This is a genomic window from Lentzea sp. NPDC059081 (genome assembly GCF_042738015.1).
Classification (GTDB): domain Bacteria; phylum Actinomycetota; class Actinomycetes; order Mycobacteriales; family Pseudonocardiaceae; genus Lentzea.
Genome location: NZ_JBHYGW010000003.1, coordinates 548,690 through 574,827, shown reverse-complemented (window position 1 = coordinate 574,827; position 26,138 = coordinate 548,690). Strand labels below are relative to the sequence as shown.

At 69.4% G+C, this 26,138-nt stretch carries 26 protein-coding genes; 13 read left to right on the top strand and 13 right to left on the bottom strand.

The genetic code is table 11. The annotated features are described in order from the left end of the window. Window positions 1–16 precede the first annotated feature (16 nt). Together ACFWV3_RS10465 and ACFWV3_RS10460 are read right to left on the bottom strand one after the other, a co-directional pair. The gene (locus tag ACFWV3_RS10465; RefSeq protein ID WP_382410439.1) at window positions 17–1,510 is read right to left on the bottom strand and encodes a CoA-acylating methylmalonate-semialdehyde dehydrogenase; all 1,494 of its coding nucleotides are present in this window, start codon (window positions 1,508–1,510) and stop codon (window positions 17–19) included. A gap of 14 nt (window positions 1,511–1,524) precedes the next feature. After that, window positions 1,525–2,535 (bottom strand): LacI family DNA-binding transcriptional regulator, encoded by a 1,011-nt coding sequence (locus ACFWV3_RS10460; RefSeq protein ID WP_382410436.1) that lies wholly within the window; start codon window positions 2,533–2,535, stop codon window positions 1,525–1,527. 110 nt (window positions 2,536–2,645) lie between these two features. On the opposite strand from ACFWV3_RS10460, the gene ACFWV3_RS10455 reads away from it, so the two are divergent. The 11 genes from ACFWV3_RS10455 to ACFWV3_RS10405 all read left to right on the top strand — a co-directional run bounded on the left by ACFWV3_RS10455 (window position 2,646) and on the right by ACFWV3_RS10405 (window position 13,945). Then, window positions 2,646–3,641, top strand: coding sequence for a Gfo/Idh/MocA family oxidoreductase (locus ACFWV3_RS10455; protein ID WP_382410434.1), 996 nt, complete (start codon window positions 2,646–2,648; stop codon window positions 3,639–3,641). Next, the gene (locus ACFWV3_RS10450; RefSeq protein WP_382410432.1) at window positions 3,642–4,502 is read left to right on the top strand and encodes a TIM barrel protein; all 861 of its coding nucleotides are present in this window, start codon (window positions 3,642–3,644) and stop codon (window positions 4,500–4,502) included. 14 nt (window positions 4,503–4,516) lie between these two features. Next, on the top strand, window positions 4,517–5,503 hold the full coding sequence (locus ACFWV3_RS10445; RefSeq protein WP_382410430.1) for a sugar ABC transporter substrate-binding protein: 987 nt from the start codon (window positions 4,517–4,519) through the stop codon (window positions 5,501–5,503). Window positions 5,504–5,577: 74 nt separating this feature from the next. Next, window positions 5,578–6,567 carry an ABC transporter permease gene (locus tag ACFWV3_RS10440; RefSeq protein WP_382410494.1) on the top strand — a complete coding sequence of 330 codons (990 nt, stop codon included), beginning with the start codon at window positions 5,578–5,580 and terminating at the stop codon, window positions 6,565–6,567. Next, window positions 6,564–7,334: an ATP-binding cassette domain-containing protein gene (locus tag ACFWV3_RS10435; RefSeq protein ID WP_382410428.1), complete on the top strand. Its 771-nt coding sequence runs from the start codon at window positions 6,564–6,566 to the stop codon at window positions 7,332–7,334. Before ACFWV3_RS10440 ends, ACFWV3_RS10435 begins: the two co-directional genes overlap by 4 nt. Then, entirely contained in the window at window positions 7,331–8,263 is a 933-nt protein-coding gene (gene iolC / locus ACFWV3_RS10430; RefSeq protein WP_382410426.1) for a 5-dehydro-2-deoxygluconokinase, read from the top strand. The genes ACFWV3_RS10435 and iolC overlap by 4 nt, the downstream gene beginning before the upstream one ends. Next, the gene (locus ACFWV3_RS10425) at window positions 8,260–9,165 is read left to right on the top strand and encodes an aldolase (protein ID WP_382410424.1); all 906 of its coding nucleotides are present in this window, start codon (window positions 8,260–8,262) and stop codon (window positions 9,163–9,165) included. Before iolC ends, ACFWV3_RS10425 begins: the two co-directional genes overlap by 4 nt. After that, a complete protein-coding gene (gene iolB, locus ACFWV3_RS10420) occupies window positions 9,162–10,049 on the top strand; it encodes a 5-deoxy-glucuronate isomerase (protein WP_382410422.1) in 888 nt (295 codons plus the stop codon). The genes ACFWV3_RS10425 and iolB overlap by 4 nt, the downstream gene beginning before the upstream one ends. Further along, on the top strand, window positions 10,046–11,899 hold the full coding sequence (gene iolD / locus ACFWV3_RS10415) for a 3D-(3,5/4)-trihydroxycyclohexane-1,2-dione acylhydrolase (decyclizing) (RefSeq protein WP_382410420.1): 1,854 nt from the start codon (window positions 10,046–10,048) through the stop codon (window positions 11,897–11,899). The genes iolB and iolD overlap by 4 nt, the downstream gene beginning before the upstream one ends. A 67-nt stretch (window positions 11,900–11,966) precedes the next feature. Next, window positions 11,967–12,860 (top strand): pentapeptide repeat-containing protein, encoded by an 894-nt coding sequence (locus ACFWV3_RS10410; RefSeq protein ID WP_382410418.1) that lies wholly within the window; start codon window positions 11,967–11,969, stop codon window positions 12,858–12,860. Window positions 12,861–12,949: 89 nt separating this feature from the next. Continuing rightward, window positions 12,950–13,945, top strand: coding sequence for an NADH:flavin oxidoreductase/NADH oxidase (locus ACFWV3_RS10405; RefSeq protein WP_382410416.1), 996 nt, complete (start codon window positions 12,950–12,952; stop codon window positions 13,943–13,945). Window positions 13,946–14,017: 72 nt separating this feature from the next. Here the strand turns inward: ACFWV3_RS10405 and ACFWV3_RS10400 are convergent, their stop codons facing one another. Beyond that, complete coding sequence (locus tag ACFWV3_RS10400) at window positions 14,018–14,203, bottom strand: DUF3073 domain-containing protein (RefSeq protein WP_382410414.1); 186 nt, start codon at window positions 14,201–14,203, stop codon at window positions 14,018–14,020. 173 nt (window positions 14,204–14,376) lie between these two features. On the opposite strand from ACFWV3_RS10400, the gene ACFWV3_RS10395 reads away from it, so the two are divergent. Next, the gene (locus tag ACFWV3_RS10395; protein WP_382410412.1) at window positions 14,377–15,237 is read left to right on the top strand and encodes a hypothetical protein; all 861 of its coding nucleotides are present in this window, start codon (window positions 14,377–14,379) and stop codon (window positions 15,235–15,237) included. Here the strand turns inward: ACFWV3_RS10395 and ACFWV3_RS10390 are convergent. The 5 genes from ACFWV3_RS10390 to ACFWV3_RS10370 are packed head-to-tail and all read right to left on the bottom strand — an operon-like array spanning window position 15,180 to window position 19,340. Further along, complete coding sequence (locus ACFWV3_RS10390) at window positions 15,180–16,361, bottom strand: MFS transporter (protein WP_382410410.1); 1,182 nt, start codon at window positions 16,359–16,361, stop codon at window positions 15,180–15,182. The two genes, ACFWV3_RS10395 and ACFWV3_RS10390, sit on opposite strands and share 58 nt — an antisense overlap. A gap of 58 nt (window positions 16,362–16,419) precedes the next feature. Beyond that, window positions 16,420–16,989 carry an aerial mycelium formation protein gene (locus ACFWV3_RS10385; protein ID WP_382410408.1) on the bottom strand — a complete coding sequence of 190 codons (570 nt, stop codon included), beginning with the start codon at window positions 16,987–16,989 and terminating at the stop codon, window positions 16,420–16,422. Window positions 16,990–17,049: 60 nt separating this feature from the next. After that, window positions 17,050–17,874, bottom strand: coding sequence for a 3-keto-5-aminohexanoate cleavage protein (locus ACFWV3_RS10380; protein WP_382410406.1), 825 nt, complete (start codon window positions 17,872–17,874; stop codon window positions 17,050–17,052). A gap of 18 nt (window positions 17,875–17,892) precedes the next feature. Beyond that, window positions 17,893–18,954 (bottom strand): YgfZ/GcvT domain-containing protein, encoded by a 1,062-nt coding sequence (locus ACFWV3_RS10375; RefSeq protein WP_382410404.1) that lies wholly within the window; start codon window positions 18,952–18,954, stop codon window positions 17,893–17,895. After that, a complete protein-coding gene (locus tag ACFWV3_RS10370) occupies window positions 18,951–19,340 on the bottom strand; it encodes a Fur family transcriptional regulator (RefSeq protein ID WP_382410492.1) in 390 nt (129 codons plus the stop codon). The genes ACFWV3_RS10375 and ACFWV3_RS10370 overlap by 4 nt, the downstream gene beginning before the upstream one ends. Before the next feature lie 80 nt (window positions 19,341–19,420). Between ACFWV3_RS10370 and ACFWV3_RS10365 the strand changes: the two genes are divergently transcribed. After that, window positions 19,421–20,263 carry an aminodeoxychorismate lyase gene (locus ACFWV3_RS10365; RefSeq protein WP_382410402.1) on the top strand — a complete coding sequence of 281 codons (843 nt, stop codon included), beginning with the start codon at window positions 19,421–19,423 and terminating at the stop codon, window positions 20,261–20,263. A gap of 4 nt (window positions 20,264–20,267) precedes the next feature. Here ACFWV3_RS10365 and ACFWV3_RS10360 read toward each other — a convergent pair whose 3' ends face one another. The 5 genes from ACFWV3_RS10360 to ACFWV3_RS10340 all read right to left on the bottom strand — a co-directional run bounded on the left by ACFWV3_RS10360 (window position 20,268) and on the right by ACFWV3_RS10340 (window position 26,136). Further along, complete coding sequence (locus ACFWV3_RS10360) at window positions 20,268–22,802, bottom strand: glycosyl hydrolase family 18 protein (RefSeq protein ID WP_382410400.1); 2,535 nt, start codon at window positions 22,800–22,802, stop codon at window positions 20,268–20,270. 87 nt (window positions 22,803–22,889) lie between these two features. Beyond that, window positions 22,890–23,741, bottom strand: a complete 852-nt coding sequence (locus ACFWV3_RS10355) for a biotin-dependent carboxyltransferase family protein (protein ID WP_382410398.1) — start codon at window positions 23,739–23,741, stop codon at window positions 22,890–22,892. Then, the gene (gene pxpB / locus ACFWV3_RS10350) at window positions 23,738–24,325 is read right to left on the bottom strand and encodes a 5-oxoprolinase subunit PxpB (protein ID WP_382410396.1); all 588 of its coding nucleotides are present in this window, start codon (window positions 24,323–24,325) and stop codon (window positions 23,738–23,740) included. The genes ACFWV3_RS10355 and pxpB overlap by 4 nt, the downstream gene beginning before the upstream one ends. A gap of 214 nt (window positions 24,326–24,539) precedes the next feature. Continuing rightward, window positions 24,540–25,157 carry an FABP family protein gene (locus ACFWV3_RS10345; protein ID WP_382410490.1) on the bottom strand — a complete coding sequence of 206 codons (618 nt, stop codon included), beginning with the start codon at window positions 25,155–25,157 and terminating at the stop codon, window positions 24,540–24,542. 679 nt (window positions 25,158–25,836) lie between these two features. Then, a complete protein-coding gene (locus tag ACFWV3_RS10340; protein WP_382410394.1) occupies window positions 25,837–26,136 on the bottom strand; it encodes a DUF1416 domain-containing protein in 300 nt (99 codons plus the stop codon). Window positions 26,137–26,138: the final 2 nt, after the last annotated feature.

The window sequence follows — 26,138 nt, the reverse complement described above, 5'->3', positions numbered from 1 at the left end:
GGCCTTCTCCGTCTGGTCAGCCGTGCGTCGGGAACCCCAGGTTCACGCCGTGCTGCTGCGGCCACCGAGCCGTGATCGCCTTCGCCCGCGTGTAGAACCGCACCCCCTCGGCTCCGTGCACGTGCGTGTCCCCGAACAGCGAGTCCTTCCACCCGCCGAACGAGTAGTAGGCCATCGGCACGGGGATCGGCACGTTGATGCCGACCATCCCGACGTGCACGCGCCGCTGGTACTCGCGCGCCGCCAGCCCGTCGCCGGTGTAGATGGCCGTGCCGTTGCCGTACGGGTTGGCGTTCACCAGCTCCAGGGCGTCCTCGAACGTCTCGACGCGCACGACCACCAGCACCGGCCCGAAGATTTCGTCCGTGTAGATGGTCATGTCCGTGGAAACGTGGTCGAACAACGTCGGCGCGAGCCAGAACCCGCCCTCCGACCCGGCAGGCGCGTACCCGCGTCCGTCCACGACCAGCGTTGCGCCGGCCTCCGCGCCTGCGTCCACATAGGACCGAACGCGGTCGCGGTGCACGCCGGTGACCAACGGCCCCATCTGTGCGTCGGCGTGGGTTCCCGGCAGCACGGACGCGTGCAGCGAGCGAGTCCGCGAGGCGATCTTCTCCACGAGCTCGTCACCCGCGTCACCGACCGCCACCACCACGGAGATCGCCATGCAACGCTCGCCCGCGGAGCCGTAACCAGCGGAAACAGCGGCATCGGCTGCCACGTCGAGGTCGGCGTCCGGCAGCACGACCATGTGGTTCTTGGCGCCACCGAGAGCCTGCACGCGCTTGCCGGCCGCCGTGCCGCGTGAGTAGACGTGCCGGGCGATCAGGGTCGAGCCGACGAACGACGCCGCGGCGACGTCCGGGTGGTCGAGCAGTGCGTTGACCGCGAAGGCGTCGCCCTGCAGGACGTTCAGCACACCGTCGGGCAGGCCGGCCTCCTGGAACAGCTCGGCCAGCCGCACGGACGCCGACGGGTCGCGTTCGGAAGGCTTGAGCACGAACGTGTTCCCGCAGGCGATGGCGATGGGGAACATCCACATCGGCACCATCACGGGGAAGTTGAACGGCGTGATGCCCGCGACGACACCGAGTGGCTGCCGGATCGAGTACGCGTCGATGCCGCGTGAGACCTGCTCGGAGTGCTCGCCCTTCAGCAGTTGCGGGATGCCGCACGCGAACTCGACGACCTCCAGGCCGCGCCGCACCTCGCCGGCGGCGTCGGGCAGCACCTTGCCGTGCTCGGACGTGATGATCGCGGCCAGTTCGTCCCGGTGCACGTCGAGCAGATGCCGGTAGTTGAACAAGATGCGCGAGCGCGTGGCGAGCGACGACTCCGACCACGACTGCGCCGCCTTCAGAGAAGACGAGACCGCGAGGTCGACGTCCGCCTGCTCGGCCAGCACGACCTGCGCCGACACCTCACCGGTGGCCGGGTTGAAGACGTCGGAAGTCCGGGACGACACCCCGGTGGTGCGCGCGCCGTCGATCCAGTGGGGAATGGTGCTCAACGCAAACCTCCGTGTTATTGGTCGCGGCTTCGCCGCTCCGGCGGTGCTGTCGTGGTCCGAACAACGAGCGAGGGAGTGAGGAGATGGCGCACGGGCTCGGTGCGCTCTTCCCGGACGCGCTGCAGAAGCGCATCCGCAGCCAACCGGCCGAACTCGGCACGGGGCTGGTCGATCGTGGTCAACGAGACGTGCCGTAACGCCGCCAGCGAGGTGTTGTCATACCCCACAACAGAAACATCCGAAGGCACCCGCAGCCCGGCATCTTCAAGAGCCGAAATAGCGCCGACAGCGTTGAAGTCGTTGCAAGACAGGATGGCGGTGGGCAAAGCGCCATCAACGATCATCGAACGAATCGCCCGCGCACCGGCAGCATCGGTGTACTCGGAAGAAACGACCTGCGGCACCAGCCCGTGCGACTCCATCGCGGCCACGTACCCGCGCCGCCGAGGCCCGGCCTGTGTCCCCTCACCACCGTCCAGGTGAGCAATCCGCCGATGCCCCAACGAAACCAGGTGATCGACAGCCAGCCGAGCCCCGACCTCGCCGTCGTCGTTGACGGTATCCACAGTGGACACCCGAGACGACCGGGCGACCAAGACGACGGGAAGCTGTTCAGCAGCCTTGGAAATGGCAGTGGCCGGCACGACGGGCGACAACAGGATCAGTCCGGCAGGCCGGAAGGAGAGCAAGGACTCCAGCGCACGGCGCTCACGGGCGGGTGAACGGCCACCGGTGTTGATGATGATGTCGAACCCCTGCTCGCGCGCCACCTCGTCGATGCCGTCCACGACCTCCGCGAAGAACGCGTTGTGCAGGTCGGACACCATCACGCCGAGCACGGTGGACGTGCGCGAGGCCAGCGACCGCGCCATCGCGTGCGGTGAGTAGCCCAGCTCCTCCGCCGCCTTCAGCACTGCGGTGCGTCGCATGTCGCTCACCTTGGGTGAGCCGCGCATCACCAGTGAGACCAGGGCACGGGATACGCCCGCCCGCAGAGCGACATCTTCCATCGTCGGCCTGACCATTCTGGACCCACCTCCCCTCTTGACACCCTGTGGCCGAAGTTACAGGGTTAGAGCGCTCCAACCAATAGAGCGCTCTAAAACATCACAGCCACGAACAGGGGAAACCTGCGATGCGGATCGGAGTAGCGGGTGTCGGCAGGATCGGCACCATGCATGCGACCAACCTCGCCGCGCTGGATCGCGTCGACGAGGTGCTCCTCTTCGACCCGGTGCCCGGCCGGGCCGCGCAGGTGTCGGCGGAGCTGGCCGAGACCAAGGCCGTCGACGACCTCGACACGTTGCTGGGCAGCGTCGACGGCGTGCTGCTGGCGACCCCGACCGACACCCACCCGGAGATGTTGCGCGCCGCCATCGGCCGGGGTGTGCCCACGCTGTGCGAGAAGCCGATCGCGAGCGACGTCGACGAGATGGCCGCGTTGATCGCGGACGTCGAGAAGTCCGGTGTCGAGGTGCTGGTGGGCTTCCAGCGCCGGTTCGACCCGGCGATCTACGAGCTGAACCGCCGCATCCGCGCGGGCGAGGTCGGCGACATTTACCTGGTCAGGGCCATCGGCAACGACGCGAACCCGCCGGACTTCTCCTACCTGCCGAGCTCCGGCGGCATCTTCCGCGACCTGCTGATCCACGACCTGGACGCCGTGCCGTGGCTGGTCGGTGAGCCGGTCGTCGAGGTCTACGCGAGCGGGTCCGTGCTGGTGCACCAGGCGTTCGCGGACGCCGACGACGTGGACAACGCCGTGGTGCTGCTGAAGTTCGCGGGCGGCGCGCACGCCACGCTGGCCGGCGGACGCCACGACCCGGTCGGCTACGACCACCGCATCGAGGTCATGGGCAGCAAGGACTCGTTGGTCGTCGGCGTCGATCCCCGCACGCCGCTCAACTCGCTGGAACCGGGCGGGCACGTGGCCGGTGCGGACGCCTACCCCGGCTTCCCCGAGCGCTTCCACCGCGCCTACGTGAACGAGATGAACCTGTTCACGCAGGTCATCAAGGGAGAGGTCGCGAATCCGTCGCCGGCGCGAGAGAGTTTGATCAGCCTCCGCCTGGCCGTCGCGTGTGAGCAGTCGCGTCGCAGTGGCGCGCCGGTGCGGATCGAGGGGGAGTAAATGGCGAAGATCGCGGGAGCACCGATCTCCTGGGGTGTGTGCGAGGTGCCCGGTTGGGGCAACGTCCTGCCGTCCGACACCGTGCTCAGCGAGATGCACGAGCTCGGCCTCACGGCCACCGAACTCGGCCCGCCCGACTACCTCCCGGCCGACCCCGACGTGCTCAAGACCCTCCTGAGCAGTCACGACCTCACCCTCGTGGGCGGTTTCCTGGCGGTCCCGCTGCACACCGACGTCCAGTCCACTCTGGACGAAGCCGACCGCGTCGCCGCCATCCTCGAAGCCGGGGGCGCCGAAGTCCTCGTGCTCGCCGCCGCCACCGGACTGGACGGCTACGACGAGACCCCCAAGCTCAGCGACGACGAGTGGAACACGCTCGTCACAACCTGCGCGAAGATCCGCGACATCGCCGCGAAGCACGGGCTCAGGACCGTGCTGCACCCGCACGTGGGCACCCACGTCGAGCGGGAGGCCGAGGTCGAACGGTTCCTCGCGGACTCCGATCTCCAGCTCTGCCTGGACACCGGCCACCTCCTCATCGGTGGCACGGACCCGGTCGGGCTGGTGCGCCGCTACCCGGACCGCATCGGTCACGTGCACCTCAAGGACGTGCGTGACGAGATCGCGGCGAAGGTGCGCAGCGGCGAGCTCAGCTACACCGATGCCGTGGAACAGGGCATCTACGTGCCGCTCGGGGACGGCGACGTGGACGTGGAAGCGCTGGTGCAGCTCGTTCAAGAGGCGGGCTATGCCGGATGGTTCGTGCTTGAGCAGGACACCCAGCTCAAGGACGGCAGTTCTGTGGACAAGCCACTGAAGGACACCGCGCGCAGCCTCGCGCACCTCGGAAAGATCCTCTGAAGGGACTGGAGACGATGAAGTCTCGCTTGGTCATCCGTGCGGGCGTGGCGCTCGCGGGTGTTGCTCTACTCGCCGCCTGCAGCGGTCCCACCGGTACGAACTCGCAGAACACGGGCAACAACAGCGCCCCCGCCCCCTCGGGTGACCTCAAGGTCGCCGTCATCACGCACGGCACGGCGGGTGACGCGTTCTGGAGCGTGGTGAAGGTCGGCGCGGAGGACGCGGGCAAGCAGCTCGGTGTCGGCGTCACCTACAACTCCGACGGCGACCCCGGCGCCCAGGCCAAGCTGATCGACAACGCCGTGTCGCAGAAGGTCGGCGGCATCGTGGTGTCGATGGCGAACCCCGACGCGTTGAAGACCTCCATCGAGAACGCGGTGAAGGCGGGCATCCCGGTCATCACGATCAACTCCGGCAGCGCGAAGAGCGCGGAGTTCGGTGCCATGGCGCACGTCGGCCAGGAGGAGACGATCGCCGGTGAGGAAGCCGGCAAGAAGCTCAAGGCCGCGGGCAAGACCAAGCTGCTCTGCGTGATCCACGAGGCCGGCAACTCGGGCCTCAACCAGCGCTGCGACGGCGCCCGCAGCGGCTTCGGCGGCGCGGTGGAGAACCTGCAGGTCGACATCTCCAACCCGACCGACATCGAGGCCCGCATCAAGGCCAAGCTGCAGTCCGACTCGGCCGTCGACGGCGTGCTGGCGCTGAACCCGCAGGTCGCCGTGAACGCGGCCTCGGCCATCAAGGGTGCGAGCTCCAAGGCGCAGGTCGCGACGTTCGACCTCAACGCGGACGTGGTCAACTCGATCAAGTCCGGTGAGGTGCTGTTCGCCGTCGACCAGCAGCAGTACCAGCAGGGCTACCTGCCGGTCGTGATGCTGAAGCTGTTCAAGGACAACGCCAACACGCTCGGCGGTGGCAAGCCCGTCCTCACCGGTCCCGGCTTCGTCGACAAGTCCAACGTGGACAAGGTCGCGGAGTACGCCAAGAACGGCAAGAGGTAAGGGGAAGCGGGGAGATGACCGTGACGGCCACAGCGCCACCGGCTGCCGACGAACGGCTCGGCAAGCCGAAGCCGATGGACCAGCTGATCAAGCGTCCTGAGATCGGCGCGATGCTCGGCGCACTGCTGGTGTTCGTGTTCTTCTCCGTGGTCACCGAGCAGTTCCTGAGCATGGGCGGCGCGGCCACCTGGCTGGACGACGCCTCCATGCTCGGCATCATGGCGGTCGCGGTGGCGCTGCTCATGATCGGTGGCGAGTTCGACCTGTCCGCCGGTGTCATGACCGCCTCCACCGCGCTCGTCACGGCTCTCCTCGCCACCCAGCTCGGACTCAACGTCTGGCTGTCGTTGCTGGTGTCGCTCGCCTTCGCGCTGGCGGTGGGCGCGCTGAACGGCTGGCTCGTGATGCGCACGGGCCTGCCGAGCTTCATCGTGACGCTGGGCAGCTTCCTCGCGTTGCAGGGCCTCAACCTCGGCGTCACGCGGCTGGTCACCGGCAGCGTGCAGGTGTCGGGCATGCGGGAGACCGCCGGCTACGAGTCGGCGGGCTTCCTGTTCGCCTCGACGTTCCAGATCGGCGGCACGAGCTTCTACGTGTCGATCATCTGGTGGGTCCTGTTCACCGTCGTCGCGTCGACCATCCTGATGCGCACCAGGTTCGGCAACTGGATCTTCGCGATCGGCGGCGCCGCGCAGAGCTCGCGCGCGGTCGGCGTGCCGGTCGTGCGGTCGAAGATCCTGCTGTTCATGACCACGGCGTTCGCCGCGTGGCTGGTCGGGTCGATCAACATCCTGCGGTACGCGAGCGTGCAGGCGAACCAGGGCATCGGCCTCGAGTTCCAGTACATCATCGCGGCGGTGATCGGCGGCTGCCTGCTCACCGGCGGCTTCGGCTCCGCGGTGGGCGCGGCGATCGGCGCGCTGATCTTCGGCATGGCCAGGCAGGGCATCGTCTACGCGGGCTGGAACAGCGACTGGTTCCAGCTGTTCCTCGGCGTGATGCTGCTGGCAGCGGTGCTGGTGAACAACATGCTGCGGCGCCGGGCGGAAAGGGTGAAGCGATGACCTCGTTGATCGAGACCGAGAACATCGGCAAGACCTACGGCAGCGTCATCGCGTTGAGCGACGTGTCCACAGTGGTCAACGCCGGTGAGGTCACGTGCGTACTCGGCGACAACGGCGCGGGCAAGTCGACGTTGATCAAGATCCTGGCCGGCGTCCACCAGCACGACCAGGGCACTTTCAAGGTCGAAGGTGAGGAGATCAAGTTCTCCTCACCGCGCGAGGCGCTGGACCGCGGTATCGCGACTGTCTACCAGGACCTCGCCGTCGTGCCGCTGATGTCGGTGTGGCGCAACTTCTTCCTGGGCTCGGAACCGACGACGAAGTTCGGGTTCCTGGACCGGAAGAAGGGCAAGGAGATCACCAAGAAGGCGTTGTCCGACATGGGCATCGACCTGCGCGACGTCGAGCAGCCGGTCGGGACCCTGTCGGGCGGTGAACGGCAGTGCGTCGCCATCGCGCGTGCCGTGCACTTCGGCGCCAAGGTCCTGATCCTCGACGAACCGACCGCCGCGCTGGGCGTGAAGCAGGCAGGAGTGGTGCTGAAGTACGTGGCCCAGGCGCGTGATCGCGGCCTCGGCGTCGTGCTGATCACCCACAACCCGCACCACGCCTACCCGGTGGGCAACCGGTTCCTGCTGCTCAAGCGTGGCCGTGCGCTGGGCAGTTACGAGAAGTCCGAGATCGACATCAACGAGCTGACCAAGCAGATGGCCGGTGGTGCCGAGCTCGAGGCCCTGGAGCACGAGCTGCGGGGTGTCGAGGCGTGACGTCGCTGGAGGTGCTGACCGTCGGCCGGGTCGGTGTCGACCTCTACCCGGAGCAGTCCGGGGTGCCGCTGGCCAGGGTCAGCACGTTCGCCAAGTCGCTCGGCGGCACCGCGACCAACGTCGCGGTGGCCGCCGCCCGGCTCGGCCGTCGCGCCGGGGTGCTGACGAAGGTCGGCCCGGACGGCTTCGGCACGTACGTCCGCGAGGCGCTGGAGGGCTTCGGCGTCTCGTCGGAGCACGTCGGCACGTCGCCGGATCTCCTGACGCCGGTGGTGTTCTGCGAGCTCAACCCGCCCGCCGACCCGCCGTTGCTGTTCTACCGCCTGCCGATCGCGCCGGACCTGACGCTCGGCGAGGAGGACGTGCCGTGGTCGCTCGTGCGGGACGTCCCGCTGCTGTGGGTGACGGGCACGGGCGTGTCCGCGGAGCCCGCGCGGGGCACCCAGCGGATGATGCTGGCGAGCCGCGCCCGCAACGGGCACACCGTGCTGGACCTCGACTACCGGCCGATGTTCTGGCCGGACGTCGAGACCGCGCGCGCCGAGATCGGCTGGATGCTCGACCACGTGACGGTCGCCGTGGGCAACCGCACCGAGTGCGAGGTGGCGGTCGGCACGTCCGATCCCGATCTCGCCGCTGACCGTCTGCTGGCGCACGGGATCTCGTTGGCGCTGGTCAAGAAGGGCGCGGAGGGCGTGCTCGTGGCCACGCCGGAAGGTCGCTGGACCGTCGAGCCGAACCCGGTCGAGGTCGTGTGCGGACTGGGTGCCGGTGACGCGTTCGGCGGGTCGCTGGTGCACGGCCTGCTCTCCGGGTGGGACCCGGTGAAGACCGCCCGCTACGCCAACGCGGCGGGCGCGATCGTGGCGTCCCGGCTGGCCTGCGCCGATGCCATGCCGGACCAGGAAGAGATCGAGGAACTGCTGTGATCACCGACGGCCAGTGGCGGGAACTGCTGTGGCGGCGCGCGGAGGACCCCGGCTCGATCAGACGGGCCTATCAGTCGCGCAAGCGCCGGAACTCGTTGCTGAACGGCAAGTCCACGCTGTTCCTGGTCGCGGCGGACCACCCGGCACGCGGTGCGCTCGGCGTCGGTGGCGACCCGTTGGCGATGGCGGACCGGCGGTCGTTGCTCGCGCGTCTGCTCACGGCACTGGCGAACCCGGACGTCGACGGCGTGCTCGGCACGCCCGACGTGATCGAGGACCTGCTGCTGCTCGACGGCCTGAACGAGCGCGTGGTCATCGGCTCGATGAACCGCGGCGGCCTGGCCGGCGCGGACTGGGAGATCGACGACCGCTTCACCGCGTACTCCGCGTCGTCCATCGCGACGTTCGGCCTCGACGGCGGCAAGATGCTGCTGCGGCTGGTCGACTCCGACCCCGGCACGATCCCGACGCTGGAGGGCTGCGCGCGAGCCGTCACGGAGCTCGCCGAGCACGGCCTGATGGCGATGGTGGAACCGTTGCCGTACAAGCGTGATCACAACGACAAGCTGGTGCTGCAGAAGGACGCCGCGGCTCTGTCGCGGGCCTCGGCCGTGGCCGCCGGGCTGGGTTCGACCTCCGCTTACACCTGGCTGAAGCTGCCCGCGCCGGACGAGCCCGAGGTCGTGCTGGACACCACGGCGTTGCCCGCGCTGGTGCTCGGTGGCGTGCCTTCCGAACGGCCGGAGGACGACCTGGCGTCGTGGGGCCGTTCGTTGCAGCACCCGACCGTGCGCGGGCTGGTCGTCGGACGGGCGCTGCTCTACCCGCCGGACGGCGACGTCGCCGCCGCTGTCGCCGCTGCCGCTGAAATCCTCCGTACCGCGAAGGGGATCACGGAATGACCCTGCACCGTCCACTCGGGACGCTCTCGACCTCGTCCGACGTGATCTTCCTGTCTCCGGAAGACGCCGGCTGGACCTACACCGGGCTGCGCGTGCTGCGGGTCGAGGCCGGTGGGTCGGTGACGGTCGAGACCGGCGAGTTCGAGGCGTTCGTCCTGCCGTTGGCCGGATCGTTGTCGGTCGAGGTCGATGATCTTCGCTTCGAGCTGCAGGGTCGTGACTCGGTCTTCACGCGGGTGACGGACTTCGCTTACGTGCCGCGGGACGCATCGGTCGTTCTGTCCTCTGTGGACGGATGTGAGATCGCGCTGCCGATGGCGCGGTGTGATCGCAGGTTGTCGCCGAAGTACGGACCGGCGGGCGGGGTTCCGGTCGAGGTCCGCGGCTCCGGTAACGCGACCCGGCAGGTCACCAACTTCGGCGTCCCCGGCGTGTGGGACCACGCCGACAAGCTCAACGCGTGCGAGCTGATCACCCCGGACGGCAACTGGTCCTCGTACCCGCCGCACAAGCACGACTCCTCGGAGCCGTGCGAGGTGGAGAACGAGGAGATCTACTACTTCCGCATCGCCGACCGGGACGGCGTGACGCCGTCGCGCACCGGCTTCGGCTTCCACCGCACGTACACCGATGACGGCACGATCGACGAGGACGTGACCGTGCGGGACGGCGACGTGTTCCTGATCCCGCGCGGCTACCACGGTCCGTGCGTCGCGGCGCCGGGCTATCCCATGTACTACCTGAACGTCCTGGCCGGTCCGGGTGCGGAGCGGTCCATGGCGTTCTGCGACGACCCGGCGCACACCTGGGTCCGCGACAGCTGGGCGGCGCAGGAGCTCGATCCCCGGTGCCCGGTCACGACAGCAGAGGGGCGGGTCAAGTGAAGCTCACGACCGCGCAGGCGCTGGTCCGCTGGATGCTCGCGCAGCGCACCGAACTCTTCGACGGCTCGGTCGCACCGCTGTTCCCCGGCGTGTTCGCGATCTTCGGCCACGGCAACGTGCTCGGCATCGGCAACGCCCTGGAGGAGGTCCGCGACCGGATTCCGGTGTGGCGCGGGCAGAACGAGCAGGGCATGGCACTGGCCGCCGTCGGCATCTCCAAGGCCTCGCACCGCCGTCAGGTCGGCGTCGCCACGTCGTCGATCGGCCCCGGCGCCCTGAACATGGTCACCGCCGCGGGCGTCGCCCACGCCAACCGCCTGCCGCTCCTGTTGCTGCCGGGCGACACCTTCACCGGCCGCGCGCCCGACCCGGTGCTGCAACAGGTCGAGCACTTCCACGACCCGACCGCGACGGTGAACGACGCGTTCCGCGCGGTCAGCCGCTACTTCGACCGCATCACCCGCCCCGAGCAGCTGCTCTCGACGCTCCCGCAGGTCGCGCGAGTCCTGACCGACCCGGCCGACTGCGGCCCCGTGACTCTGGCGCTGCCACAGGACGTCCAGGCGGAGTCGTACGACTTCCCCTCCTCGCTGTTCGAGCCGGTCGTGCACCGCCCGCTGCGGCTCCGCCCGGACCTGAACGCACTGTCCGACGCCGCCTCGGCCATCCGCGCGGCGTCGCGCCCGTTGCTCGTCCTGGGCGGCGGCGTCCGCTACTCCGGCGCCGCCGGCCGTGCCCTGCGCTTCGCCGAACAGCACAACATCCCGGTCGTCGAGACCACCGCGGGCCGCACCCTGGTCCCGCACGAACACCCCCTGCACGCCGGTCCGCTCGGCATCACCGGCTCGACCTCGGCCAACGTCCTGGCCGCCGAAGCCGACGTGGTGCTCGCCGTCGGCACCCGCCTGCAGGACTTCACCACGGCCTCCTGGACCGTCTTCTCCCCGGACGTGCACCTGGTGTCGTTGAACGCGGCCCGCTTCGACGCCGTGAAGCACGGCTCGTTCGCCCTGGTCGCCGACGCCGACGAGGGCCTGCGCGAACTGACCGACGTCCTGGGCTCCTGGCAGGCGCCTGCGGAGTGGTCGTCGCGCGCGTCTGCGGAACGCACGAAGTGGGACGCGCACATCACGTCGTTGCGCGAGGCGTCTGCGGACCTCCCGACCTACGCCCAGGTCGTCGGCATCGTGAACGACGTCAGCGGCCCCACCGACTACGTCATGACCGCGTCCGGCGGCCTGCCCGGCGAACTGATCGGCGGCTGGCGAGCCTCCGGCGAGTCCACAATGGACGTGGAGTACGGCTTCTCCTGCATGGGCTACGAACTGGCTGGTGCCTGGGGCGCGGCGATCTCACGGCCGGAAGGCGTGGTCACCACCCTGCTCGGCGACGGCTCGTACCTGATGCTGAACTCGGAACTCTTCTCCGCCGCCTTCGCAGGCCACGGCTTCGTGGCGGTCGTCTGCGACAACGACGGCTACGCGGTCATCCACCGCCTGCAGACGGGCCAGGGCGGCGCGGGCTTCAACAACCTCTACCCCGACTGCACCACCTCCCACGCCGAACCGCCCCGCACGGACTTCGCGGCGCACGCGGCTGCGCTGGGCTGCGCGGTCTTCTCGGCCGAGTCGCTGGGTGAGCTGGAAGGTGCCTACCGCAAGGCTCGTGAGGCGGCGGTGGGTGAGAAGCGGCCGGCCGTGGTCGTGATCCGGACGCATCCGTCTTCGTGGACCGAGGCCGGGGCTTGGTGGGAGGTCGGGGTGCCGGAGGTGTCGCACCGGCCGGAGATCGCCGCGGCGCGTGACGAGGTGGCGGAGGGCAAGGCCAGGCAGGTTCGCTACCTGGGCTGAACCCCAACAGCGGATACCTCCCCGAGCAAGGCCGCCGCGAAGATGTCCCGTCGTGAGCAGACTGAGGATGGGACTGGGGGCGGCCGGCCTTGGCGTGGTCGTCCTGTTCGGTTTGGGTGTTGTCCTGTTCGTGCCGCAGTTGATCCATCCGTCGCCTCGTGTCGACCTCGCGAGTCTGACCGAACTCCAGGCGAGGTTCGTGCTGCAGCGCGAGGCGGCGCAAACCGCTCTGCGTTCGAGCCTGTTGCAGTTCTTCGGCGGCCTGTTGCTGGCGGCGGGCGGTGCGGTGACCTGGTACCAGGTCCGGGTCAACAAGGACGGCCAGATAACCGATCGCTTCAGTCGCGCCGTGGAGTACTTGGCCAACGGCCACGTGGACGTCCGGATCGGTGGCCTCTACGTGCTCGAAAGGATCGCGAAGGACTCGCCTCAGGACCGGCGGTTCGTCCAGTTCACCATCGGCAGTTTCCTGCGAAACCGCTCACCGTGGCCTGAGCAACCGATGAAACCGGTCGACCACGACCTGCCGTGGTTGCGTCTGCGAGCGCCCGACGTGCAGGTCGCGATCGAGATCCTCGCTCAGACACCGGCGAATCGCGATGCTCCTCCGTTGCTCCTGTCGCGAGCCGACCTCCGCAGCGTCCACCTGGAAGGCCGGCACCTGAGCGGCGCTTTCATCCGCCGGTCGAACCTCGCCCGCGCCAGGCTGCAGGGGACCCGCATGGACGGCTGCGATCTGCGCGCCACGGATCTCCGCGAAGCGAATCTCGTGGGGGCCGGCCTCCGGAAAGCCTCCTTGCGGAGCGCTCACCTCGAAGGCGCCGATCTTCGCGACGCCGACCTGTCGGAGACGGACCTGCGGGGCGCCCACGCCGACACCACGACCCGCTGGCCACCCGCCCTCACCCCCGAAGTCCTGCACGAACGCGGCGTCGTCGGACACGCCGCCACCGCCCAGTGACTGAGACAACCCGATCGACGGGAACAACACGCCGACCCGCTCCCTTGAACCGTTAGTTAGGTCTACGAAACGTTTCAAGGGAGCCCGAAGTGAGCCAGCTCTTCTCCCCGCTGACCCTGCGCTCGGTCACGCTGCCCAACCGCATCGCGGTCAGCCCGATGTGCCAGTACTCGGTCACCGCTGAGGACGGCGTGCCGACGAACTGGCACCTCGTCCACCTGGGCTCCCGCGCGGTCGGCGGTGCCGGCCTGGTCGTCGCCGAGGCCACGGCCGTCGTGCCGGAGGGGCGGATCAGCCCGCAGGACACCGGCATCTGGAACGACGCGCAGGTCGAAGCCTGGAAGCCCATCACGCAGTTCATCAAGGAGCACGGCGCGGTCCCCGGCATCCAGCTCGCCCACGCCGGGCGCAAGGCCGTCGGTGACTGGGTGCCGGTCGCGCCCACCACGGAGCCGTTCCCCGGTCTTAACACGCCGGAGAAGCTCGAGAGCCACAGTGGGATCGTGAAGGCCTTCGTCGACGGCGCGCTGCGGGCGGTCGAGGCCGGCTTCGAGGTGCTCGAGATCCACGCGGCCCACGGGTACCTGCTCCACGAGTTCTACTCGCCGCTCACGAACGAGGGCAGCATCGAGGAACGCATCGCCCCCTCCGTCGAGGTCACCGCTGCTGTGCGGGCCGCGGTGGGACCGGACGTGCCGGTGTTCGTGCGCATCAGCGGCACCGACTGGGTGGAGGGCGGGTGGACCGCCGACGACAGCGTCGTGCTGGCACAGGCGCTCAAGGCCGCGGGTGCGGACCTGATCGACGTGTCCAGCGGTGGCAACACCGCGCAGGCGGACATCCCGATCGGGCCCGGCTACCAGGTGCCGCTCGCCGAAGCGGTGCGACGCAAGGCAGACGTGCCCACGGGTGCGGTCGGCCTGATCACGGACGCGAAGCAGGCCGAACAGGTTGTGACGGACGGAGCCGCCGACCTGGTCCTGCTCGCGCGCGAACTGCTCCGCGACCCGTACTGGCCGCTGCACGCGGCACAGCAGCTGGGTGTGGAGGTCAGGGCGCCGAAGCAGTACGCCAGGGCGTTCTGAAAGAGCCCTCAGAGTTCAAGGGCTGGGCGCCGGAAGACCGGTTGCCCAACCCTTGAACTCCGAAGGCTGAATTCAGCGACGGTAGTCGTCGTAGTCGTCGTACGGGTCGTCACGTGGCTCATCGCCACCACGCCCGTTCGGCGACCTTTCGTCACCAGACAGCTCGCGCTGCAGCGCAGCGAAGTCGGTCTCATGAGAGCTGTACTTGAGCTCCCTGGCGACCTTCGTCTGCTTGGCCTTCGCTCGGCCGCGCCCCATGGCTCGACCCCCTCGCACAGGGACGGGGGCGGCCGGGGGAACGGCGGCCCCACTCGTCTCGACAACTAGTTCCTGGTAACTACCGTACCGTGCCGATGGGGTTCCTCGCGACGCGGTAGGCGTGACACGTACCGCCAAATCTCCCGGCCGCCCTCGCGTGGAAGGATGCACAGGTGCCCAGACCGTTCGTCGCCTACCTGAGGGTGTACGAACCGTTATCGGTGTTGGACGCACCGCTAGCGGCCAAGGTCGAAAAAGCCCTGGAAAAGGGCCCGATCCCCCGCTCGGAGGCAGGGGATCGCGAACGCGAGCTGTGGTTGCGATCACAGTTGGGACGAAAGCTCCTCCCGGGCGAGTCCTTCGACGTGATGACGATCAGTCCGGCCGAGGTTCCGACCTCCGAAGCGGCGCGTGTCGGCGCGGGGCCGCTCGTCTGCCCCCTCGACCTCCGGGCACGGTCCGCCGCCGCTCTGGTGGGCTTCCTGGCCTCCGCGCCGCCGATCCTGCAGGACGCCGCGCTCGACCTCTCCCCGGAGACGGTCAGGGCCCGCGCGTCCGCCGTGATGGCCGAGCTCGCCGCGGGGGCCGTGCACGTCATCTCCACGACGTGGACGGTGCCGCTGCCGTGGTTCGCCCTCGTCGACCCCGCCCAGCGCCGCGTGGTGCTGGCGAGCGCCCAGGACGACCCGGAACGCCAGGTGTCGTGGCGCGTGGCGATGGCGGACGCCCGGCGCAGGGTGGCGAGGGCGCTCAAGGTCGTGAAGGGCTCCCTGGGCGACGAGGGGCCCGCCACGATCCTGGCCGACACGGGCCGCTGGCTGGAGCACTTCCACCCGCACTCGGCCGTCGAGCTCGACTACGGCGGCCTGGTGCAGCTGCTCGACGACAAGGACCTGCTGGAGGACACCTCCGCGGTCGACGTGAACGCCATCGTCGACGCCCTGGAGAACGACGACGCCGAGGAGGTCGCGCTGCGCTACGAGGCGTTGCGCGAGTTCTGGGGCGAGCTCGCCCGCAGGGAACGCCACGGCTGAAGCAGCACGCGGGCCGTCACGCCCGCCGCTGCCGCCAGGAGCATCGCCGCCGGCCAGCCCACGCCGGTCGCGACGAACGCGGCTACCGGGGGCGTCACGGCGGCGGACAGGTAGTTCGCGGAGTTCTGCATCGCCAGCGCGGTGCCGCTGCGGCCGGCGGGTGCCAGCTCCATCGCCTCGGTGACCGCGAGCCCGTTCCAGCAGACCGAGACCGCCGTCGTGGGCACGAGCGCCGCCACCAGCAGCCACACCGGCGCCTGGTCGAGCGCCGCGATCAGCACGAGCCCGCCGACCGTCACCACCGAGAGGATCTTCAGCGGCCCGATCCGGTTGCGCACCCGGTCCGACCACACGCCGACCCCGAGCCGGGCCGCGCCGCCGATGACCTGGGCGATCGCGAAGATCGTCGCCGCGGTGCCGACCGCCAGGCCCCGGTGGTCGTGCAGCAACGCCACGAGCAGCGTCGTCGTCGTGAACTGCGGCACCACCAGCAGCCCGCTGGCCAGCGACAACCGCAACAGCCGCGGGTCGCGCAGGATCAGCCCGTGGTCCGTCGACGCGCGCACGGCACCCGGTGGCTCACGGACCCAGATCGCCACGGCCAGTGCCACCAGCCCGGTCGCGCCCGCGAGGACCACCATCGCCCCCGGCACGCCGGCCATCGCCGCCACGGCGGGCAGCACCGCGGCCGTCAGCGCCGCTCCCAGCGGGGTCGCCGTCTGCCGCACCCCGATCGCGAAGCCGCGCTGGGACGCCCCGAACCACGACATCACGGCCCGCCCGCTGGCGGCGTTGACGCTGGCCCCGAACAGCCCCGCGCCGAGCAGTGCGGCCCCGGCGACCCACGCGTTGCCGAACGCGGCACCGGCCAGGCACCCGGCCGCGCCCACGCCGCCGATCGTCATGACCAGCCGCTCACCGTGCCGGTCCGCCGCGAAGCCCCACGGCACGAGGGCGATCATCGTGCCCAGGTTCACGGCCCCGAGGAGCAGGCCGACCTGCGGCAACGTCAGGGAGAAGTGGTCGCGCAGCTGGGGGCTGATCGCCGGCAGCCCGAGGAAGACGGCCGCGTTCGTGCCTTGGGCGAGAGCCCCGATGCACAGCACGACCCAGCGATACCCCATGAGGGCACGCTAGGTCGGTTGCTCAGAAAGTGGAACGGTCGTCCCAGATTATGGGATGTCAGCTCTTCCGGCGGTGGTGCCCGCGCTCGGCGGCCAGCAGCTCGTCGACCGAGGCGCTCCCGCGCTGGTAGCGCGACGCGATCTCGGCGTTGAGCTTGTCCACCACCACCTGCACCTCACGCCGGCGCACCGACACCGAGGCCTCTTCGGAGATGAACGTCTCCAGCACCTCGCCGAGGCGTGACTCGGACAACGAGCTCACGTCCGAGAGGTCGACGTCGGAGATCAGCGCTTCCACGTGCCGTTGGTGCGCATCGGCACGTGAGGGCTCATGGGTCTGGTAACGCCCGAGGCCCGTCGCCGGGCCGACGGCGTTCGTGGAGAGGATCGTGGCCAGCTGGTCGACCACCGCCGAACCGCCGGAGCTGCGGCGCTCCTGTTCCGCGCGCACGATGTCGATCCGCGCGTGCAACAACCGCCGCAGGTAGGACAGGTCGGTCTCTTCCTGCGCTGCTTCGTCGCGGAGTTCGCGCACCTCCACGAGCGGGCGCTGCTCGACGCCCTCCGTGTAGTCGGGGGCGAGCACCCTGTCGATTCGGCGGCGCCCGCCAGGACGCACCTCGATCACGTGTCCATCCTGCGGTAGATCCTCCTCACCCGCCAACACATGTCATGCACCAAACTTGTCTCAAATGTGCACACCCAGCAGCTTTCGCGCCTCATCAGGTGACAGGGCGGGACGCTGGGCGATCTTCGAGAGTCCCGCGGCACGTGCCACGAGCTGTGCGTTGTCCCGCACCGGCACCCCCCGCGAGTAGCTGGTCGTGTCTTCCATACCCACTCGGAGGTGACCACCCGCACCCAGTGCGGTGAACATCACCGGAAGCGTGGTGCGACCGATCCCGGTGGCGGAGAACGTTGCCCCGTCCGGCAGGGCGGCGACCGCGGCGACCAGCGTCGCGGCGTCACCGGGCATGCCGCCGGGCACGCCCATGACGAGGTCGACGTGCACGTGGCCACCCGCCGGCAGGCCGTGCTGGTCAAGCAGGCGCTTCAACGACGCCAGCTGACCGATGTCGAAGATCTCGTACTCCGGGACGATGCCGCGTTCCTGCATGCCCTTGTGCAGGGCGACGATGAACTCCCAGCGGTTCAGGAAGACGTCGTCGCCGAAGTTGACCGTGCCCATCGTGCACGACGCCGAGTCCGGCATCGCCTCGAGCACGCGCAGCCGGTCCGCCTCGGGGTCGTGCACCGACCCGCCCGTCGACAGCTGCACGACGAGGTTCGTCTCCGACCGCAGCGCCTCGACGGTGGCCTTCAACCGGCCGAGGTCGAGCGACGGCTTGGCGTCCTCACCGCGGATGTGGACGTGGATCATGGCCGCGCCGACCTGCTCGCAGCTCTGCGCCGTCGCGACCAGCTCTTCCAGGGTCACCGGAAGCTGCGGGACGTCGGCTTTCGCGTGTTCGGCTCCGGTGGGAGCGACGGTGATCAGCGTGCCCAGGGACATGCCCCGGACCTTAGGGCGTCAGCCCCTCAAGTTGCGAACAGCTTCCCGGCCCAGTCCGGGCGTGTCCGGCGGCACCGAGTCGGGGTCGATTCGTGCCTGGACCTCCCGTTCGGGCGCTCCGGCCACGAGGTCCGCCTCGACCGGTACGGATCGCTTGACCAGCGCCAACGCGACCGGTCCGAGCTCGTGGTGCAGCACCACGCTGCCCACCCGGCCCACCGCGCGACCGTCCAGCGAGACCGGGTCGCCGGTCTCCGGCTGGGCGTCGGCAGAACCATCCAGGTGGAGTAGGAGCATCCGGCGCGGCGGGCGTCCCACGTTGTGGACCTTCGCGACCGTCTCCTGACCGCGGTAGCAGCCCTTGTTCAGGTGCACCGCGCTGTCGATCAGGCCGACCTCGTGCGGGATGGTGCGCTCGTCGGTGTCCACGCCCTGGCGCGGGCGAAGCGCTTCGACCCGCAACGCCTCGAACGCGAAGCTGCCGGCCGGACGCGCGCCGGCGTCCGTGATCCGCTGCCACCAGCCGGCCAGCTCGGCCCGCGGGACCAGCAGGTCGACCGCGTGCTGACCGGGCCACGACGCCCTGCGCACGAAGCCCTCGCCCAGCGGCTCGACGTCGGCGGGCATCGGCACGCCCAGCTTCTCGAGCACCGCGGGCGTCTCCGGCCCGGTGACCGTCAGCAGCGCGAACTCCGCCGACGCGTCCCGCGGCTCGACCTTCGACCAGAAGACCATCTTCTTCAGGTACGCGAGCAGGTCGTCGACCTTCTCGACGTCGAGGAACACCGTGCCGCCGACGTTCGCGACCACCATGTGGTGCTCGAGGCGGCCCTGCGCGTCGAGGATCAGCGCCTCGGTGGCCGCGCCCTCGCCCAGGTGCTCGAAGTGCTGGCTCGTGAGCTGGTGCAGCCACGTGAGCCGGTCCTGCCCCGGAACCGCGATGATGCCGCGGTTCGAGCGGTCGACGACCACCGCGGACCGGACCGCCGAGCGCTGTTCGGCGAACGGGTCGCCGTAGTGCCAGGCGACGCCGGCGTCGGTCGAGTCGTCGGGCGGGGGGATGGCTCCGGGGAAGCTCACTCGGACTCCTGCTCCTGCTCGATGCAGTCGCGGCACGTGCCGGACAGCGCGAGGTGGCTCGCATCCAGTTCGAACCCGTCGCGGTCCCGCAATGTTCCGACCAACGGTTCGAGCAGCTCGGACGGGATCTCCTGGACGCCGCCGCAGACGTGGCACACGAGGTGCACGTGCTGGTGCTCGTCGACCGAGTAGCTCGGCGCGCCGTGACCGAGGTGCGTGTGCCGGACGAGCCCGAGCTTGTCGAGCAGGTCGAGCGTCCGGTAGATCGTGGTGATGTTGACCGTCGGCGCCGTCTCCTGGACGCGCGCGCAGATCTGCTCGGGAGTGGCGTGCTCCAGAGCTCTGACCGCGTCCAGCACCAGCTGGCGCTGCGGCGTCATCCTCATGCCGCGGTCGTGCAGCGTTTTCCGCAGGCCTCTTGCGGTCTCCACGACACCATGTTAGTTGCTGCCAGTACGCTCGGCCCATGCGCGTGCTGGCACTGCTCGACGGAACCCTCGCTGACCCCGACTCGCCGCTGATCCGCGTCGACGACCTCGGGCTCATGCGCGGTGACGGCGTGTTCGAAACGATCCTCGTGGTCGGGGGGAAGCCCCGCGAGCTCACGCCCCACCTGGACCGGCTCGACCGGTCCGCCGCCATGCTCGACATGCTGCCGCCTCCGCGTGCGGAGTTCGAGCGGGCGGTCGAGCTCGTCCTCGGCAACTGGGAGGGCAGCGGAGAGTTCGCCCTGAAGCTCGTCTACACCCGTGGCGTCGAGGGCGGTGACGGCACGCCCACCGGTTTCGCGCTCGGCATGGAGATCGGCGCGAAGGTGCTCAAGCAGCGCGCCGAGGGCCTGGCGGCCGTGACGCTCGACCGCGGTATCGACGCCGACCTCGCCGACCGCGCGCCGTGGTTGCTGCTGGGCGCGAAGTCGCTGTCGTACGCGATCAACATGGCCGCGCTGCGCGAGGCCGAGCGCCGCGGTGCCGCCGAGGTCATCTTCACGACGTCGGAGGGCTCCGTGCTGGAGGGCCCGACCTCGACCGTGATCGTGGTGCGCGGCAAGACGCTCGTCACCCCGCCGTCGAAGCTCGGCATCCTGCCCGGCACCACGCAGTACGCGTTGTTCCGCGCCGCCGAGCGCGCCGGCTGGACCGTGCTCGTGGAGCCGGTCCAGACCGGCGAGCTCTACGACGCCGAGGGCGTGTTCCTCGCGTCCAGCGTCCGCAAGATCACGCGGGTGACCACGCTGGACGGCAAGCAGCTGCCCGACTCGTCGGCCCTGCTGACGGAGCTGCAGGGCCTGTACGAGTCCGAGTACTGATCTTCTAGCGGAGTCCGGCGTCGACCGCGGCCATCAACGGGCCGCGGTCGCCCGACATCTCCCAGAACATCGCGCCCAGCAGGTTCTTCGACTTCAGCCAGGCCGTCTTCTTCTGGATCGACCAGGCGTCGTCGAAGGTCCACCACTGGTTGCCGGTGTAGCAGGACGTCGCCACGGCCACCTCGTCGTGGAAGACGGTGCAGTTCGGCACGGACGCGACGAGGTTGGCGTACCCGCGCGTGCCCGACTCCTCCGGGAACTGGCCGGGTGCGGCGCCTCCCGCGGTCTGCCACTCGCCGTTCTTGCCGCCGTTGACCACGTTCTGCCAGCCGCGGCCGTAGAACGCGAGGCCGAGCGCGATCTTGCGCGACGGCACCCCGGCGTCGAGGTAGGTCTGCACGGTGTTCTCGACGCTGAACTTGGTCGTGTACGGGTCGTCCGGGTCCGGGTAGAGGTTGCCCTGGTGACCGGTGCGGTTCGGCTCCCACGAGTTGTCGCTGCCGGAGCCGTGGAAGTCGTAGCCCTGGACGTTGAAGATGTCCATCGACTGGGCCACCCGCCCGAGCTCCCAGCCCGCCGCGATCTTGGCCGGGTCGGCCGGGGTGAACGCGGTGATCTGGTAGCGCTTGCCCGTGGTGGTGCTCAGCGCGTCGAGCTGGCGGCGGAACTCCTCGATCAGCAACGTGTTGTTGACCTTGTCCTGCGGCCCGAAGTGGTTGCCGGCGTGGCCTTCCGCGCCCGGCCACTCCCAGTCGAGGTCGATGCCGTCGAAGATGCCCGCGGCGCTGCCGGGACCGCCCGCGCTGTTGTACACGGGCAGGTTGCCCTTGATGTAGACGTCGAGGCACGACGCCACGAACTTCTTGCGCGAGGCATCCGTCGCCGCGACGTCGGAGAAGTACTTGGAGTACGTCCACCCGCCGAGCGAGATCAGCACCTTGAGGTTCGGGAACCTGGCCTTGAGCTTCTTGAGCTGGTTGTAGTTGCCGCGCAACGGTTCCCAGCCGCTGTCCGCCACGCCGTCGACGGACTGCGCCGCGCTCATCGGCCTGCTGTAGTCGGCCTCGGCGTCACCCGCGCCGTCGCCCTGGTTCGGGTCCTGCGGGTCGGCGCTGGTGCCCTTCGTGACGCCCTGCAGGCACGTCAGATTGACCGGGTCGATGTTGCCGAAGGCGTAGTTGACGTGCGTCATCTTCGCCGCGTCCATGTCCTTCACGAAGTACTGGCGTCCATAGATGCCCCACTGCACGAAGTACCCGACGCGCGCGTAGCCGCTGACGATGTCGTTGGTGCGTTCAGTCAGTGCGGTGCTTGGGGTCGAGAGGTTGTCGTAGATGTCCCGGGCTCGGACGGTGAAGGTGTAGCTCGTGGACGGAGTCAGGCCGGTCACCGTGGCCGTGGTGCCGCTGACGGTCTGCTTGACCGTCGAGCCCACGTAGACGTCGTAGTTCGCGACGCCCTTGTTGTCGGTGGAGGCGTTCCAAGCCAGCGTGATGCTGCCGGCGTCCTTGGCCGTGGCGCGCAGGTTGGCCGGTGCCGTGGGCGGGGTGGTGTCGTCGGCCGGGTTGTTGGTGGTGACGCTCAGGGCGCTGCTCGCGGTGCTTTGAGCGCCCTTGGAGTCCTTGGCGCGCACCGTGAACGAGTACGCGGTGTTCGGGTTCAGGCCGGTGATGATCGTGGACGTCGTGGTGGAGCTGCCGGCGAGCGCCGAGCCGTTGTAGACGTCGTAGCCCGTGATCGGGAGCGAGCCGGGCGTGGAGGCGTTCCACTGCAGGGTCACCGTGCGCGTGGTCTTCGTCGGTGACGTCAGACCCGTTGGTGCGCTCGGCGGGGTGTCGGCGCTGCCGTCGCAGTTCGCGTTGTTGATGCGGCACGTCACCGGGTCGACGTTGGAGCTGATGGAGAACGCCGGGCTGTACGGCTCGGTGCTCGCTCCGGCGTTGACGGTCTTGTTGTAGTAGACCGGGGTGACGGTGACCTGGTTGCCGTTCTGCGTGACCGTGCTGTTCTGGGCGTTGCTCACCGTCACGCCGTTGGGGAGCGTGAAGCTGATCGACCAGTCGGTGACCGCGGCGGTGCCGTGGTTGCGCACGACGAACTTCGCCGTGCCGCCCGAGACCGAGTAGTCGGCCGTGAGTCCGGTCGGTGTCGGTGCGGGGTCACCGGTGCCGTCGCACGCCATGTTGTTGATCGTGCAGGTGGTCGGGTCGGCCGCGGCGCTCAGCGTGAACGTCGGGCTGTACGGCTCGGTGTTGCGCCCGGCGGGGATGTTGTTGATGTAGAAGGCCGGAGTGAGCGTCACTCTCGTGCCGTTCTGGGTGATCGTCGCGTTCTGCGGGTTGGTGGCGGTCACGCCGGACGGCAGGTCGAACTTGAGCGACCACCCGTTGAGCGCGGTCGTGCTCGCGTTGGCGACCACGAACTTGGCGCTCGTGCCGGTGCGGGAGAAGGTCGCCGTGATGCCGGTGGCGGCCTGGGCGGGGACCGCCAGGGCCAGCGCGGCGAGGAGAACTGCTAGCAGGGCAGGGACTCGGCGCATGCGGAACTCCAGGTTGGTAGAGGTTCCGCGGCGGCCTTCCCCTTCACGGTATTTGGTCTGGACCACTCACGTCAACGGCCGTCCGGCTCAGTCGACGGGGCGGAACCGGACGCTCGTCCCCGGTCGCGCCTGGCCGAGAAACCGCAGGTGGTCGCAGTCGACGACGCCGATGACGGGATAGCCGCCGGTCGTCGGGTGGTCGTTGAGGAACACCACGGGCTGGCCGTCCGGCGGCACCTGGACCGAGCCGGTGATCATGCCCTCGCTGGGAATCTCCCCGTCACGACGATTCAGCTTCGTCCCGTGCAGCCGCGCGCCGACCCGGTTTCCGCGGTCGGAGACCGTCCAGGACCCCTGGCGCAGCTGGGTTTCCGCGTCGTCGAACCAGTCGTCGCGCGGGCCGAGCCGGATGGGGACGACCAGCGTCGACGGCGCGTGGTGGGGCGGCACGACGTCGGCGCCCCTGGCCGGGTTCGGTGCGCCGAGGTGGAGGACGTCGTTGTCCCGCAACGGGTCTGGACCGATTCCGGACAGCAGGTCGGTGGAGCGGCTGCCCAGCTCCTCCGCGACGTCGATGCCGCCGGAGATGGCCAGGTACGTGCGGAGACCGGTCTGCGGTGTGCCGATGGTGAGGGTCTGGTTCTGGTGGAGGTGGACCGGCTGGTGCGAGTCGACGAGCCTGCCGTCGATCCTGACCTCGGTCGGTGGTCCGGTGACGGCGATGGTGCAGCTGGCGCCGGCCTTCAGCGAGAGGCCGCCCAGCAGGAGCTCGAGGCCGGCGGCGCGTTCGTCGTTGCCGACGAGCCGGTTGGCCAGGGTCAGCGAGTGCGGGTCGACGGCGCCGGACGGCGGCACGCCGAGGTGGGCGTGGCCCGGCCGGCCGAGGTCCTGGACGAGAGCCTGCGGACCGGTCTTGAGGATCGTGACGCTGCGGCTCATGCGACCACGAACCTGACCTGGTCGCCGGGCTGCAGGAGCGCGGGGGTCTCGGCCCTGGGGTCGAACAGCGTGATCTCGGTGCGGCCGATCAGCCGCCAGCCGCCCGGTGTGGCGCGGGGGTAGGCGGCGGTGAACTCGCCCGCGATGGCGACGGAGCCCTGCGGGACCTTCGTGCGCGGGGAGTCGAGCCGCGGCTGGTGGAGGTTGTCGGGGAGGCCGGTGAGGTAGCCGAAGCCGGGGGCGAAGCCGCAGAACGCGACCTCGTAGGTGGCCTCGGTGTGGAGCTTCACGACCTCGTCCCCGGTGATGCCCGCCGTGTCCGCGACGAGGTCGAGGTCCGGGCCGTCGTAGGTGACCGGGATGGTGATCTCCCGCGGGTGCGTCGTCGGTGCCTTGGTCAGGTCGACGGTCTTCAGCGTGTCCCTGACCCGGTGGAGGTCACCCTTGACCAGCACTGTTCGTGCGGCCGGGACCAGCTCCTCGATGCCGTCGAGGTCCTGGAGGGCCGCGCGGACGGCCGCGACCTCCGTCAGTGAGTCGACCTCGACCAGGAGGGCGTCGGTTCCGCAGCGCCGCAGAAGCATGCCACCCATGCTACGGGGAATCGTGGGATTGTTGAACAATCCGACACGCGGTGGATGTCGTCGGCTCCGCTGAAGTGTCGCGACGCCTTGGATCGTTCAACAATCCCACGAGTCGATCGCTGGATCGTTGAACAATCCGGTCGTTGGACTGTCGGATTGTTCAACGATCCCTCAAGTCGAGTGTTGAATCGTTGAACAATCCTGCGATCCGAGGTCAGCCGACGATGCGCTTGAGGTGCGCGGACGCGTGCGGCTGCATCTCCTGGCCGACCATGGCGCGCTCCTCGACGTAGGCGAGGTCGCCGTTGTTGACGATGCCGTACAGGCGCTGCGCGGCCTTGACCTCCTTGGCCGTGGCCGTGCGGATCACCGCGTCGGTCTCGAACTCCCAGGACGTCTGCGTGCGCACCTTGCCGTAGTACAGCTCGACGATGCCCGTGTTGTGGGCGAGCAGCAGCTCGATGGAGTCGTCCGCCTGCGGGCGCCAGAAACCCTGCTCGCGCGCCGCGGGACGGATGACCTCGCCGGCCTCGTTCAGCAGCCACGACCGGGCCTCGTACACGAGGAACGGACGGCCGTCGTGGGCGAACGTGATCTGCTGGCCGAAGCGGAACGGGCCGTCGATCGTCGGGTAGACGATCTCGCCCTCGCCGCGCCACACGCCGACCAGCGGGAGGACCGCCAGGAGGGCGTCGTTGAGGTTCTCGCCTTCCCTGAGGTTCGCCGTGTCGCCCGGGATGGGCATGTCGGTGAACTGGGGGAGGTTGCGCTCCCTCGTGGCTGCCGCTCGTTCTTCGGCCAGGCGGATGGCCTCGTCGCCGCTGCCGGGGATCGGGACTGCGCCTGGGGTGCCGGCCGCGCCGGGGGTGCCTGGGTTGCTTGGGGTGCCGTTGGCGCCTGGGGTCGTCATCGCTGGTCTGAGTAGAGGCGGTAGACGACGTAGCCGGCGAACCACAGTACGGCGATCGTCACTAGTACTAGGAGTCCTGTGAAGATGTGTTCCACGGGTGTGAGGATATCTCTCGCGGGTTGACGTGCAGAGTTGTGGTGGTCGAGGACACCGGCTTCGGGTCGCGCCGGTTGGATGTTCGGTTGCGTTTGGCGTGCGGGTTCCTGTTTCCAGCGCGGGGCTCTGCCCCGGACCCCGCCAACTGATCAAAGACCCCCAGCGCCGTGAGCAGGCTGATGGCACGCCTGTTGCTTTCGGCGGCTTGCGGCTGCATAGGTGGTGCGGTTCGGGTGGGGTGGTCCCGTCCCAAGCCGAGTCCGAGCGAGCCACAAGCAGGTAGGGGTGTCAACCCGCCGAAAAGCGTGGCGGGTTGACACCCCTACCTGCTTGCAGCGAGTGCTGGGCACGGCTCGTGACGGGACCACCCCACCGGAACCTCGCGTTTCAAGCGACAAGCGGCTCGCCTTCGGCTTCGCAGTCGGCTCGGCTTCGCCATCGTGGCCGGATACGCGAAAAGCCCCGGCGGTGTGGCACCGCCGGGGCTTCCAGGTCTCATCGGGTCTCAGGCGACCGCGATCTCCACCGCGTGCACGCCGGGGCCCTCGGCCGAGACGGCTGCCTGGCCGTTGCCCGAGCGGTGCAGGGCTCGGACGGTCCAGGAGCCAGGGGCCGCGAAGAAGCGGAAGTCGCCTTCCGGGGAGGAGACGACCTCTGCCGTGAATTCGCCGGTCGAGTCCAGCAGGCGGACGAAGGCGCCGCCCACCGGGGTGCCGTCGGCGAGGACCTTGCCCTCCAGGACGGTTTCCGTGGTCGAGACCTCGATCGTGCCGCCCTGGACGGGGGCGCCGCAGCTGTCGCTCATGG